The organism is Microcoleus sp. LAD1_D5 (assembly GCF_036702115.1).
GTDB lineage: Bacteria > Cyanobacteriota > Cyanobacteriia > Cyanobacteriales > Microcoleaceae > Microcoleus.
Genome location: NZ_JAUBSA010000001.1, coordinates 214529 through 228730 on the forward strand (window position 1 = coordinate 214529; position 14202 = coordinate 228730).

The following is a 14202-nucleotide window of genomic DNA, read 5'->3' on the forward strand; positions in this document are numbered from 1 at the left end:
AGTCTGATCCAGGCAGAGAGATACATCTGCGTTTATCCGCGTTTATCCCCCTGCATCGGCGGTTAAAAAATCCCTACAAAATCGAACTTAAAACCACCTCATTAGCAGCAATCCAATCATAAATATCCTGCAACGCTGCTTCCGGCCCAATAACAGGCCGCCATCCTGTTTTTTCCATCACCCTGGAAGAATCAGTAATAAAAATCGGAATATCCCCCGCGCGTTCCTCCAAAACAGGATTAATCGGAATAGACTTTCCCGCAATCTTTTGGCATAAATCAGTTGTCTCAACCAAAGAAAGACTGTTGCTCAAACCGCCGCCAACATTAAAAACTTCGCCGTCAAATTCAGCACAATGTTCTAACTGATAATTAACTAACCTCAACAAATCTTCAACGTGCAGCAAATCCCTAACTTGCTTCCCGCTGCCGCCAAAACCGATATAACTCAGCGACTTTTGAAAATAGTGAGCCGCCACCCACAAACCGCAAACTCCCTGATCGACTTTACCCATTTGCCAAGCACCGGTAATTAACCCGCAGCGGTTAATAATTGCGGGTACATTGTATGCTTCCCTGTATTCCTCAATCAGTAATTCCGAAGCTAATTTAGTTGCTCCGTAAAGCGAACGGTGTCCTTTTAATGGGAAGTCTTCTGATATGCCCAACTCCGATATACCGGGTAAAGTTTGCTCAGGGGCGATCGCAAATCTATTCGGCAACTCTAAGAGCTTAACAGATTTGACACTGGCGATCGGATAAACGCGACTCGTAGACAAAAACAGCAAACTAGCACCCGTTTGTCTGGCCAACTCCAAAACATTGACAGTGCCCAGTAAATTCGTCTGCAAAACGTACTGTGGCGAACTAAAACCAGCCAGCACAGAAGGCTCCGCAGCACAATCTATAATGCAGTCAGCATTGAGTGCAACTGGATCTAAATCTGCCGCTGTGCGAATATCCCCGTAAACAAACTGAATACCGCAACTTTTAAGCCGAGGCAGATTCAATTCTGAACCCCGGCGACGCAGGTTATCTAAACAAATTATTTGCCATTCCGGGTGCAGTTTCTTCAAACCAATTGCCAAACAACTGCCGATAAAACCCGCACCACCAACAATTAAAATTCTCTCAGGCATTCACTTTCAACTTTGCTATCTTTCTAGTCCGGTGGTAGTCGCCGCGAGACAGATGTTTTTCCAGCCAGACATACAAGACAATAAATAAATACCGACTGCCCATCTCTTTGATTTTAAGCTTAGAAATACCCGCAGTCCGATTGTACCACCTCAGAGGAATCACCGTATAGGAAAAACCCCGAACAATTGCTTTTAAAGGCAGTTCCACTGTCAAATTAAAATGATGACTCAAAATCGGTTGTACGCCTTCAATTACTTCTCTGCGGTAAATTTTAAAAGCATTGGTGACATCGCTGTACCGCAAGCCGAAAATACTTTTGACAAACCAGTTTGCTAAGCGGTTAATTGCTAACTTGTGAATTGGATAATCAACTATAAAACCGCCTTTGATAAAGCGGGAACCGAAAACGCAATCATATCCTTCTTGCAATTTGCGGTATCCTGCTACCAAATCCATCGGATCGTCGGAAGCATCCGCCATCACAATTGCCGCAGCATCGCCGTCAAATTCCGCCAAACCCCGGCGCACAGCAAATCCGAAACCGTTGGGAGGTTGATTGTTGATGTATCTAACTGTGGGAAAAGTCTCTGATAATTCTTGGCAAATATCAATAGTTCGATCGACACTGTTGTCATTCACAATCAAAATTTCGTGCGGAATGCCTTCTAAATCCAGTGTCTGGGCGATCGCCCGCACAGTACCGTACAAACAGCCCTCCTCATTGTGGGCTGGTATAATCACAGAAATTTTCACTCCTCATCCTCCGCGCAACTGGACAAACTGGTTGTCAACAGGATTATACACCCAAGCTTTAATTTCCGTTTGGGCGATCGGCAAATTATTATCCGACAAATCCACAGCCCACCTTGCATTGTTGTACAACTCAGATTTTAAACTCTTAGCGATGTCGGGACTGTCCAAATTTACATAAGCGTTAGCAAAAAAAGATTTTTTCTCGCCGACAGATAGCAGTACAATATGTGGCTGTTGCAAATTTTCTGGCAAAACCGCCCAACCAGCAGCCTTGACAGCATCATTTTGCTTAACAGTCAAGGATTTATCGCTAGTTTGAGGTTTGTCTAAATAACCGTAAACTTTCTCGGTATTAGAAATAAAATCTACATTTTTCGCGAACTTGAGCCAACCTATTTTATCGATAATTGCAGCGCCTTCTCTCACCAGCCAAGTTTTTTTGCTCAGCACCCTCAAACAGCTTTCCGGCGAATTATTGAAGAAAGCCGAGGGTTCCAGATAGTTAATTAACTGCAAACAATCTTGAGCGCCTTGTTTGTAAAGAAGTGCGGATCTAGTTTGGGCGATCGCCTGTTGAGAGTTAACAATAATTATCCCAATTAACAGCCCTGCTAACACCCGATAAACAAATTTATAGGTGCGATTTATGGTATCAATCTTACCTCGGACAAACAATTGACCGAGCTGAACTAAAGCAATTAACAGCAAAATCGAATTAGTCGTATATCTCGACGATTCGATCGCCTGAATCGCCCCAAATTCTGCCCTACCAGCCGTAATAAACAGAGCCGATAAAACCGAAAACAAACCTATTGACAGCCAAGGTAAAGCCTCACGATGCTCAGTAATCTTTCTCCCAAAGTGGAATCCCAAAAATAAGAAATTTGCAAATATTAGCAATCCAACTAATGCGGAAATTCCAGGCGATCTCACAATTGGCGAACCCAACAAACTCAAAAAGTAATCAATTACCACCAGGGGCTTATTCAACAATGAAATAATACTTGCTTTCCGGCTAGGATGATAATCAATTGAGTAAACAGCACATGTTGTAGCAAACAGCAGCATCCAGACAATAAGTCTTTTTCTTTTCGGCGCCGCATTTCCTTCTACAGCCGCCACAGCCGGAATCGCAGACAACCAAGACAGCAAGCCTTGAGCGAGCGAAAAACTAGCAACTAAGCAGAATACAGCAGCAATAGAGATTCTAATATTAGGCAATAATTTATGATTTGAAACCAGCGCATAAACCGCAGCGACAAAACACAAATTGACTAAAAACCAAGCTAATTGAAATCCCCAAAGCCAGTTTTCGTGCTGAACTAGAGAGAAAAGCAAAATACAAGTTAAAATATTAGCTAAATGCCACAAATCATCCGCGACATTCTTAACTTGCATCGAGGATAACTTGTACATAGCGATAAAAGTTATCGCAGCCAAACCTATGCTGAGACACAACTGATAATTAATATTCCATCGGGAAGCAAAAGCCAGAACCGCAATAATTATTTTAGGGAAAACTATGCGGTGGTTGCTGTGCAAAGCCCAAAAATCGTTAAAAGTTACATTTCCCGCAGCTATTTTTTCAAAAAGGCTAGCTAACCTCCACTCGTCATCAACGGGAACGTTAACGCTAAAATTCGCTACAAATCCGATTAATAAGAGGACAGGAATTAAATATAAAGTAAATAATATGATTTTTTTCATTAATATCAAATCCGGTAGCATCGGAATTGTAAAATCTCGTCATATCATGTCCGATCGATTAACCATAATATCCCGGTCGGGGCGGGTTTTTGAGATTGTCAATTATTCGCAGGTATTGTTGATGAACCCGCCCCTACAAAAATCCCGATCGCTCGACCGGACATGATAAGCTGTGCATTTAAATTGTCTGTCAAAAAAAATCCAAGTCTTGTGGGGTGGGCGTCCCGCCCGCCCTGAATATACAATTTAAATGCGCGACAGCTTATCATCAGCTTTTTTACTGACAATCAACGGTCAACCGTCAACCCTCAAGTTTTCGCTACTTAATAGTCTTGAACGTATCCATTTTCCCAGTAAATCGGTTGATAAACATCTGCAAAACAGTCCGCTTGCCAATATTGATATTAGAACTCACTGCCATTCCCGACTGCAAGTTAACCTCCACTTCATTTGCCTTGTCCTTGTTCAAAACAAACTTCTGATTGTTGAGCTTAATTTTGGTTTTGAAAGCGTAGTATTTCCGCAGTTCAGTAGGAGGCTCAGCATCGCTGCTAATCTCTATCACTTCACCCTCAGCAGTACCAAACTCCATCGCTGGGAAAGCTTCTACATTCACTTCCACAGGCACGCATTGGTATTTCGTCAAACCCAGTTTCTCTCTGTTAACTTCCTTCTCTGGACAAACGCAACTTTTACCTATTTCGCAGTCAATCTTTTCTCCGTCTAATTGCTTGCCGTGATACTGCTCCAATTTTGCCCGCTTCTGTCTCAAAGCATCCAATACTAGAGCCACATTGCTGTTTTCCAGGTAAACAACTGCTTCCAAACCGTTGTCGTCATCCAAAACTTTAAGCAGCTTTTCAGTTTGCTGCGCTTCGTAATAAGCTTCTTCGCAGCGTGCTGGGCGCGGTTCGCCCGGTTTCACCACCGAATTAATAATGGATTGGCATATCGGATCTTTCGCCATATCCAACTTAGCTTTCTCCTTCGTAGAAGGCTTCAAATCGAAGATAACACCGGATACCGGAGCTTTCAGAACTTGAGTGTCGCGGTTTTGTTGAGCCTTTTCTAGCTGAGCGTTCACCTCGGACAACTTTTTCAGGTTTTCCACTTTGAAGCGGCTTAGCTGAGAATCGCTGCTGGCAATTTGTTTCTCGTTTTCAGCAATTTTGCTGTAAAGTTCTTTTGCCCAGGAATCCTTGGTGTTTTTCAACTGTTCTTCGGCGCGGCTGATGGACTCCTGAATACGTGCTTGCTCTCCTTGCTGGCGCTGTATGTCAGCACTAATTTTTTGGATGTCACCTTGACGCGCGTTAATTTCACCTCGGCGGGTATTGATTTCACCGAGGCGTGTGTTAATTTCGCCTTTGCGAGAGTTGATTTCACCTTCACGCTGCTTGATTTGATCTTGTTGTTTGAGAACGTCGCTTTGGCCTCTGAAAACATCTTGCTCTTGACGTTCTTTTTGCAGTTCAGCAATGGCTCCTTCCTCCACCAGGGGGGCGAGTCTGCCTAGAATGTTTTGATTCGACTTCAATACTTGTTGCGATTTCGCTAACTGTTCTTGGGCCAAATCTTTCTGAGCCAGGGCTGATTTTACTTGCTCTTGCGAAGAACCTAACTGCTGCTGAGCATAATTTAATTGGTTCTGGGCAAAACCTAATTGTTGTTGCGCCACTGTCATTTGATCGCCGGCGGCTTTCTCAGCATCCTGAGCTTGCTTCAGTTGTTTTTCCAACTCCTGAACTTGGCCTTGGGCTGCCGCGACGCGAGACAGAAACTCCGATCGATAATTAACATAAAGTCCTTGCTGAGCAGCATCAAAATTTCCGCTGGCTCCCCGATTGAGGTACAGTTCGTCAATCAAAGCTTGCAGCACTTGATTTTGTGCCGTAAGGCTCTGTCTGTCCTTGATTGTTGATTCTAGGTTAGAAGGAACAGCGCCTTGAATTTTGCCGTTGACAACATCTTCGTAAAATTTATTTTCCTTTTCCAGAGCTTCTTTAGTTTTCTGAACCGATGTTAAATCGGCACTGGGTGCAAGGGGGTTGAAAGTGAGCAGAGGCTGGTTTTTTTCCACACGATCGCCATTTTCAACGTGAAGTCTCACCACTGCGCCCGTAGCAGGTGCTTGGATATCTCTAGCACCATCTTTGAGCTCCAATTGGCCGACAGCGGGGACAGCTTGCTCTACGCTAGCAAAATAAGCCCAAACTACAGCCGAAGTGGTCATCAGCATGATCATCCACAAAAACAAGTGCGACCAAATCGCTGGTTTTTCGAGAATGACTGGTTGCTCAGAAAGTATTAACGATTTCATTGCCATTTGTTAGTTCTCAGTTGTTAAGCGTTAGTGATCAGTTGTGAGTTGTTAGAGATCAGGTATTCGATGACTCTTGTTGTTGGAAGAGGCAGTAGTAACGCCCTTTAAGAGCCATTAATTCTTTATGAGTTCCCCGCTCGACTACAGAACCTTGATCCATCATAATAATTACATCAGCGTTTTGGATGGTAGTCAGGCGGTGAGTAATGAAAAACACCGTGCGGCCGGCGAAAGCTTCTGCTAAGTTATTGCAAACTTGGCGTTCGGAATGGTAGTCGAGGGCGCTTGTAGCTTCGTCCAAAATCAGCAGTTTCGGGTTTTGCAAAATCGTGCGGGCGATCGCCAAACGCTGCCTTTGACCCCCAGAAAGCGACGAACCCCGCTCTCCGACTATCGTATTGTAGCCAGCAGGCAAGCCCATAATAAAATCGTGAGCTACCGCTAATTTTGCAGCTCGCACAATCTCATCCGTACTCGCATCGGGATTACTCAGAGCAATATTTTCCTGTACCGAGCAGTTAAACAGCAAAGTATCTTGCAGCACCACCCCAAGTTGGCTGCGGAGCGAATATAATTCCACCTTGGCAATGTCATAGCCGTCAATAAAAATCCGGCCCGACAACGGCGGATAAAGACGCTGCAACAGCTTCATCGCCGTACTTTTACCGGAACCGCTTCCCCCCACAATTCCCACAAAACTGCCAGCGGGAAATTCCAAATTAACATTAGCCAATTGCAGTGCCCCGCTCTCCAGGAATCGGAAGGAAACCTCCTCATAGGTAACCTGCCCTTGAATTGCCGGCAGCGGGATATTGCTGCGGTCTTCATCGCTGGTTTCCGTCGGCGTATCGACCACATCCTTAAGCATATCGATCGACATCGAGACTTCTTGGAAACTCTGCCACACGCTCACAAAACGCAGCAGCGAACCAGTCACGTTCCCGGAAATAATTCGGAAAGCAATCAACTGACCCAAAGTAATCTCATTTCCCAGTACCAAATAAGCTCCCACCCACAACTGAGCTAAGTTACCCACCTGGTTTAAAAAGCCGCTAATCGTACCGGCCGTAGTCCCCGTGATAATTGTTTTAAAACTGGCTGTAATGTATTTTGCGTAGCGGCTCGACCACTCCCAGCGGGATTTCAATTCAATATTTTGAGCCTTAACAGTTTGAATCCCGCTGACTACTTCCACTAGATAAGATTGAGAGTCAGCAAAACGCATATTTCTCTGTTTGATCAGGCGCAGCACCAGCGGATTGATTAGAACAATCATCAGCCCCAGTATCGGTACCACTGCCAAAGATACAAAAGTTAGCTGCACGCTGTAGGAGAGCATCACGGCGACGTAAACCACCGAAAATACCGCATCGAGAACCACTGTCAGAGCTGTACTCGTCATGAATTCCCGAATCTGGCCCATCATGCTGAATTTGTAGACCAAATCTCCCACACGCCGATTGTCAAAGTAATTTTGGGGCAGCCGGAGTAAGTGGTCGATGACTTCTGCACTCAATTTGACATCAATGCGGTTTGAGGTATCTATAAACAAAAAGGTACGCAAACCGTTGAGCAATCCTTCAAACAGGGCAACACCTAACAGAAATGCTCCCAAAATATCCAAAGTGTCAATGCTGCGCTGACCTAAGACTTTATCAATAATTATTTGGCTGATTAATGGGTTGGCAAGACCAAATAACTGTACAAAAAACGAAGCGAGCAACACCTCAAAAAACACTGTCTTGTGTTCCATGAGGGCCGGCACAAACCACCAGAAGCTGAACTGCTCTTTTTGCTCAACTTGCGGAGCTTGCAGCAGCAGGACTTCTCCCTGTTCGCCCCATATTTCTTTAAACTGAGGTATCCGCTTCCGCATCAGCCCCTGTTCGGGCGTGGCGAGCACCAATTCTTGCTCGGTGATGCTGTAAATAATGGCAAAGCTATCTTGCCATTTAATCATTACGGGAGCTTTGATGCGGTTGATGGCTTCTGCTGGCACTTGCGCCAATTGGGGCGTGAGGCCGATGCTTTGGGCGATCGCCCCGCAGGCTTGCATACTGATAGAACCGGCGGTTTTTAACTGATTTTCTAGAACTTTGCGGATGATATCTCGACGAAATTTGAGGCCGAAATACTTGCTCAACATTTGGAAGCAAGCAAGCGGGGCCTCAATCTGCCCTTTGGCGCGGAAAACTGGGTATCTCCCGGCATCCTTTGGTTGGTCGGTTTTGGGTTCTGGGGGACGATCTGGGGCGTCTATAACCGTGATCGATGTTCCGTTGGGCGGATTCTGCCCTGGGCCTACTGTATCTGGCGTGCCATTTAATGAGTCTGTTTCGGGTTGGGCTTCGGGGGGTTCACGGAAGCCGACCAAGCGGGCTCCGAGGCGGCCTTCTACTTTTAAGGATTTGGCTGCGTTTTCCACAGAGAAGCGGCTGCCGGTGGGAAAGTCGCCCAAGACGCCGCTGCTGACGAGCCAAATTCGATCGGCATCTAGCTCTTTGGCGATGTCTTGAGTTTTTTTGTTGCCGTTTGGTACGTTGACAACTGTCGCATCTTGCCAAGCTTGCAAGGTGAGTTCCTTGAGATTGGAAGTGCCGTCGGCTTGGCGCTGCAACTCCAGGCTCAACAGTTCAAATACTTCGCTCAATGAACAGTGTTCGCGAAAGGCTTCTCCAAAGGTCGGCTGTTTTTCCAGTACGCTCAGGAAATCTTCGGCAGGTAGGACGATCGCGATCACATCTGTAGAGGCGATCGCCGTTTCGCAGGGCACTCCCCTGAGCAAGCCAGCCCAGCCAAGGATTTCCTTCGACTGAACCAAGCGCAAACTTACGTGGCGCTGCGAACGCTGGTCAAAGCCCAGCAGCCGGGCCTGGCCTTGATAGATAATTGCCACCTGAGTCGGCATTTTTTCCCGTTCAAACAGGGGCTGCCCCGTCCGGTAGCCGAGGAGTTGGCATTTAGCCACCAAGGCTGACATAGCCGTCTCTGAGAGTCGGTCAAAGGGAGGTGTTTGAGCTAGGAAATCCTGAATTTGGGAGAGGGAAACAGCGGAAGAAGTCATCCGATTTTAGATTTTAGATTTTAGATTTTAGATTGAATCCACAGATGAATCCGGAGGCTTTTTGTCAGGATGCTACGCTTTTTAAAGTCTCCACGGATAAATCCGGGGGCCCCAGACGAAATTGCTTTCGGTCATGATATTGAAGACACGGAGGAGAGGGGCTGTAGCGGGCCTATTTGCGATATTTGTTCGGCGAGCCAGCTTTCAAAGAGTTCGTTAATCAAGTGCAGCCGCATCGATTCATCGAGCTGGGCCGGCATGAACTTTTCTAGTCGAATAATTACCATCCATTCTGCCAGAGGACGCGGCGTCCAGAGTTGATTTGGCTGGCTGACGGACAACAGTTTGCTGATTGCCGGGTGGGGCTGGCTGAGGGGTACAGGGCCCAACAAGCCACCGGACTTGGACTCGGGCCCTTCGGAATAGTCGCGAGCCACTTCGGCAAAGGTTTGTTCCCCTTCCAGGATGCGAAAGTAAAGTTCGTTTGCCAGTGCTGGATTTTTGGTGCGTACCAGGGAATAGACTACATGGTCTAGGCTGGCTTTGCGGGTTAAAAAATAATTATCTACTTTAGGTCTCCAAGTGGCTTGCTTAAATTTTTCGATCAGCAAGGGCCTGACGGCCATCTCTTGAAGTTCTTCTTCCGTCATGTTTTGGCCGCGCAGCCAAGCTTCTTTAGCTTCGGGGGCTGTCAGTTGGTGTTGTGCCAGAAAGTTTTCCACGGCGGATTTGCGTTCTTCGTCGCTGCAACTAAAGGATGCGATCGCTTGGTCTACTATTACACCCCGCAAGAATTGCGGCATCAACTGGTACCGCTTCAGGAGCGATGGCATATCCTGAGCTTGCAGTAGTTTATCGCCTATTTGAAAAAGTCCTGTCATTTTTTTATCTCCAACTGACTTGCGCTTCCCCTTTTAATTTAGCTGTGGCAGGAAAAGAGCGACAACCACTAACCCCTCGATTCCCCGATGATAGCAGACCGTCAGTGGGCTAGCGCTATTGCTGTCTATTTCTTGACGCTCTGCCTAGCGAGGGGTTCCCCGCGGGTCTCATAATGGTAGCGGGATGCGAGAGTGGGAGAGTGGGAAAATCTTTACTTCTGCCATCTTCCTTCTTGCCTCAACATCCATCCGTTAGATCCCGTACACTGCTTAGTTGCTGAACTTCCTTCTTCCTTCACTCTCGGAATAGTCTTTCAAAGAGTGTTCCGAATTGGGTCGAGCAAGCGCGACTGTCGAGATATTTGGGGTTTGCCGCCATTTTTTGCTGGATTCGATCGCGGTAGTGCCGGCGCAGTTCTGGGTTGGTTCCCAGTGCTGTGTTCAGATCTAAATAAGAGTTCTCGCTGTTTGCTACCAGTTCCGGAAGTAGCAGTTCTTCGAGCACGGCGGCTGATTGTCGCGATCGAGTTGTTTGCCCTTTTCTTACCACTACAGGCAACCCTGCCAACAGCGGTTCTGCTAAGGAGCAGGCACTGCTGTATGGATAGGAGTCTAAATATATATCAGCCAATTCCAGACATTTTATGCAATCTGCGCGAGATGGCAGCGCCTTAATCACAACTAAGCGCTTTTTGTCAATACCGTATTGGGCAAAAAGCGATCGAATTTGGTTGTAAAAAGGCACTGTCGGATAGTTTTCATTGCCGGAACTAAAGGGATACAAAACTAAAATAGAATTTGGTACCGCCACAATAATTTTTGCCCAAGTTTCTCTCAATTCTGGGATAATTGTAAAAGCTTGAGCGCCGGACATGAACACTACAGATTCCTCAGTGGCTCCCCAACTGCTACGAGTCGGTTCAACTATGGCAGATGCCGATCCTAAACTATAGCTTAAACAAACTCCTGAGCCTTTTAAAGTAATTAATTTTTCGCGATACTCTGCAGCAGTATCTGTCGGCAATGTCAAATCTCCGGCAATGAAATAATCAATATTTCGGGCGCCCGTGGTTGCGGGGGTTGATGCACCGCTAGCTATTTGCACCCGTGCTAGTCGGTGCAGGCACAGCAGCGCGCTTGGTTGAGAAGTGTCGGTGGTATTGGTGCAAATTAGCAGAATATCTAAATCGTGCGATCGAATTTCTCGGACTTGCTGGGGCAAATCTTCTGACAGTTGCACCAGTTTGTCGGCGCAACTTTCCCAATATTTCCCCAGTCGCTCGTCTTGTACCTGGAAATAGTACCCGATAATTTCAAATTTGCTTCTGTCTAAATATTCAAAAGTGGGAATTGCAGCACGAGTCTCGGATTCATCACTAATTTTATCAAGCAAAAAGCCAACTCGGATTTTAGTTTTTTCAGGTTCTCTCTGAGGAAAATTCCATTCTATTTGACAGCCGATATTTTTCAAATAAAATTCCATAATATCAGCTCGCTGAATCAATATATTGAGCAGATTTTCCTCGCTCAAATACAAAGCTTGGAAGCTAACTGTTGTCGCAATAAAAGCCGCCAAATAACGCCACACTTCTGAATCGGGAAAACTGGCGATATTAGCAGCGACATACTTGATCAACTGCTGGAAATATTCAGAGTACCTTTCTATTTCCCAGTTTTGTTTAAAATAACCGGGAGACTGAAAGATAAATTTCAAAAAGTCGTTAAAAAACCACTGGGGAATCGCTGCATTGTTATACTCAAGTGGCAACTGATAAGCGTCGCGGTACAGCATCGCTGCGAGGAGATATTGAATCTTCTCGGCAATTTCCCCTCCTTCAGCAAGTTTGGAGGATAACTGCTGGACAAAACTTTGTTCTTCCTCAGTTAAAGTTTCATTTTTGAGGGCGCTATCTAGGAGCAATTTATGAGCTTTCCCCATGTCTTTCAAGTAAGCACTTTCTAAATTTTTCGCTGGCACATTCAGCCAATATTCAGCTAGCTGTTGGCGATAGGCGCGCAGCGCGAGAAGAGGCTGTTTTGAGGGGAATTTATTGTATTGCTCAAGCATTGCTGACAATGCCGATAAACTCGGCTGGGTTCTCAATGCCAGCTTTTGGCGGATTGTCTGTTTGATTTGTTGATCCAGGAAACTGTAATCAGGACTATTTAGTAGTTTTTTGTAAAATCTTACTACATCCTTATGATTTTCCCCAGCCGCGAAGTTTTTCCAAGTTTGTTGTTCGGGATGAATCCGCAGTGAGGACAGTTTTTCATCTACAAATCCGATGTGATAGTTCCCCATGATTCGCCACCACATATCTAAGTCTACATACTGAGATAATCCCGAATCAAATAATCCTATTTCTTCAAAGACTCGCGCGGCAATTAAGACGGTACTCGGTTCGCCAATTTTGTTTATCGGGTTGCTCAGGCAGTTAGTATCAGCCAGTAATTCTTTTCCGGGCTGAATAGATTTTAAATTCGACCAACTTTTATGCAAATCTTTAATTGATTGGGAAGCTAGGCGCAAAATCGGGTTAGATTCATTGTCAGCTATGGTGATGCCACGCGGGGAGAAAACCATACCTATTTCTGGGTTTTGTTGGGCGACTGCGACCATTTTTTCAATACATTCTGGTGCGAGCAAGTCGTCTTGAAACAGAAATTTAATGTATTGACCTTTTGCTTGGGATATGCAGAAGTTCCAGTTTTGTGATAAGCCGTAGTTGCGGTGCAGTACGATGCGGAAATCGAGTGAGGTTTGCGATTGGAAGGATTGGGCGATCGCAATTGTTTCGTCTGTGGAACCGTCGTCGGATACAATCAGTTCTATGTTAGGGTATGTTTGGGCGATCGCACTTTGAATCGCTTCGCCAATAAATGCCGCTCCGTTGTATGTCGGAATACAAATACTAACTAAAGGTGGTGCATTTTTTACTGTCGCTGGCTGAGACGCTTTTTTCCGTATTCCGCGATCCAAGCTTTTGAAATTATCTGTAATTTCGGCAATATATTCGAGACGATTTTGAATTTTCCTCCCGACAGTTTGCGGATTCAGTAAAGTCTTAATTTCCTCAGCAGCTATTCTTCCAACTTGCTGAGCTTCCCGGTAATTGTTGAAGACATGACGCATTAAATCAGCAGCGTGTTCGACATCCGCCTCGGCCCAAACATTGCCTTTTTTGTAAGGCCCGCAATCTTTCTCAATTGGGATTAACTTATACTTGACTAAATAGCTATTGCCGACATTCATAAATTCTGTATTTGATGAATAGCCGGTGGCAATTACGGGTTTGCCGTAAAACATGGCTTCAGCCATTGTTAAGCCAAATCCTTCGCCGCGGTGCAGGGATACATAACAGTCGCAATTGTAGAGCAAACCGTTAAGTTTATTTTTGGACAAATACCCGTCTAGATGTTTGATATTTGAATTATTTGCTATGGCTGAGTTTAAGGATGCTTGCGCCGCTGAAAATTTGTGGGAATTAGAAGATTTGATGACCAATAATACGCTGTTATCTTCCCCAAAAGCTTGTTTAAATGCTTGAATTGTCGCTAAAGTATTTTTGCGCTCGATGTGGCTGGAAAAGTCGAATACAAACAATAAAATAAATTTATTTTTCGGTAAATTCAGTGCTTCTCTGTTCAGGGAAGGTGCGGGAAGAGCAATACTGGGCATGATTTTGATGACGGGAATTGGCGCAAGTGCAGAAATTGCCTCGGCGCAATAGTTGCTGTAAGTCCATATTTCGTGAAAGTGATTAAATGCTGGCTGCCATTCCGGGGGAAATGCGGGAAGTTCCCAGGCCCAAAAGCCGATATTGTATTTGTTTTCAAAATAGGTGAAACCTGTATGTTTGATAAAGGTTGCAACTTGATCGGCGTTGACTTGAATTAAGTTTACGGGATGGGGATTATCTTGGCTAAAATTTTGATAGGTGGTGTCTTTCTTGCGGTGGGGACTGCGGGTAAAATTGTTTATGGCGAAGGGAATCCCGGCGGCTTCTGCAGCCCTGATATTTGCTCTGACACCTTCTCCTATGCCAAATTCGCCGTTAATGTAGCCGGCGATGTTCATTCCTAGATTAGGGTTCATAGTTTCTAATGTATTTAGCACAGTGTAGTGTGGATTTTTTGAGAAAAAGCAGTATTAATTGATCAGCTCAATTGGGCTAAAAAAGGGTATGGTAGAGAAGAAATTATAATTTTGCCGAATATTTGCTAACATATAGCAATCCTGGAGGATTGGTGAATAAGATTTAAAGGAAACGCTCTTAACGCCGACCAAGAGAAGAGAAAAGAAAAAAAGTTCGCAACGGAGAATTTAGCGCTTGA

At 45.3% G+C, this 14202-nt stretch carries 7 protein-coding genes; all 7 read right to left on the reverse strand.

Going from position 1 to position 14202, the window contains the following annotated elements; genetic code table 11:
• Nucleotides 1-73 precede the first annotated feature (73 nt).
• Entirely contained in the window at nucleotides 74-1138 is a 1065-nt protein-coding gene (locus QUA70_RS00990; protein WP_333325197.1) for an NAD-dependent epimerase/dehydratase family protein, read from the reverse strand.
• Complete coding sequence (locus tag QUA70_RS00995; RefSeq protein WP_242724549.1) at nucleotides 1131-1892, reverse strand: glycosyltransferase family 2 protein; 762 nt, start codon at nucleotides 1890-1892, stop codon at nucleotides 1131-1133. Before QUA70_RS00995 ends, QUA70_RS00990 begins: the two co-directional genes overlap by 8 nt.
• 3 nt (nucleotides 1893-1895) lie before the next feature.
• Nucleotides 1896-3599, reverse strand: a complete 1704-nt coding sequence (locus QUA70_RS01000; RefSeq protein ID WP_333325194.1) for a hypothetical protein — start codon at nucleotides 3597-3599, stop codon at nucleotides 1896-1898.
• 319 nt (nucleotides 3600-3918) lie between these two features.
• A complete protein-coding gene (locus tag QUA70_RS01005) occupies nucleotides 3919-5925 on the reverse strand; it encodes a chromosome partitioning protein ParA (protein WP_333410280.1) in 2007 nt (668 codons plus the stop codon).
• A gap of 52 nt (nucleotides 5926-5977) precedes the next feature.
• The gene (locus QUA70_RS01010) at nucleotides 5978-8986 is read right to left on the reverse strand and encodes a peptidase domain-containing ABC transporter (protein ID WP_333344538.1); all 3009 of its coding nucleotides are present in this window, start codon (nucleotides 8984-8986) and stop codon (nucleotides 5978-5980) included.
• Between the two features lie 131 nt (nucleotides 8987-9117).
• Nucleotides 9118-9867 carry a peptidylprolyl isomerase gene (locus QUA70_RS01015; protein ID WP_333100464.1) on the reverse strand — a complete coding sequence of 250 codons (750 nt, stop codon included), beginning with the start codon at nucleotides 9865-9867 and terminating at the stop codon, nucleotides 9118-9120.
• A gap of 295 nt (nucleotides 9868-10162) precedes the next feature.
• Entirely contained in the window at nucleotides 10163-13963 is a 3801-nt protein-coding gene (locus QUA70_RS01020) for a glycosyltransferase (protein ID WP_333344536.1), read from the reverse strand.
• Nucleotides 13964-14202 lie beyond the last annotated feature (239 nt).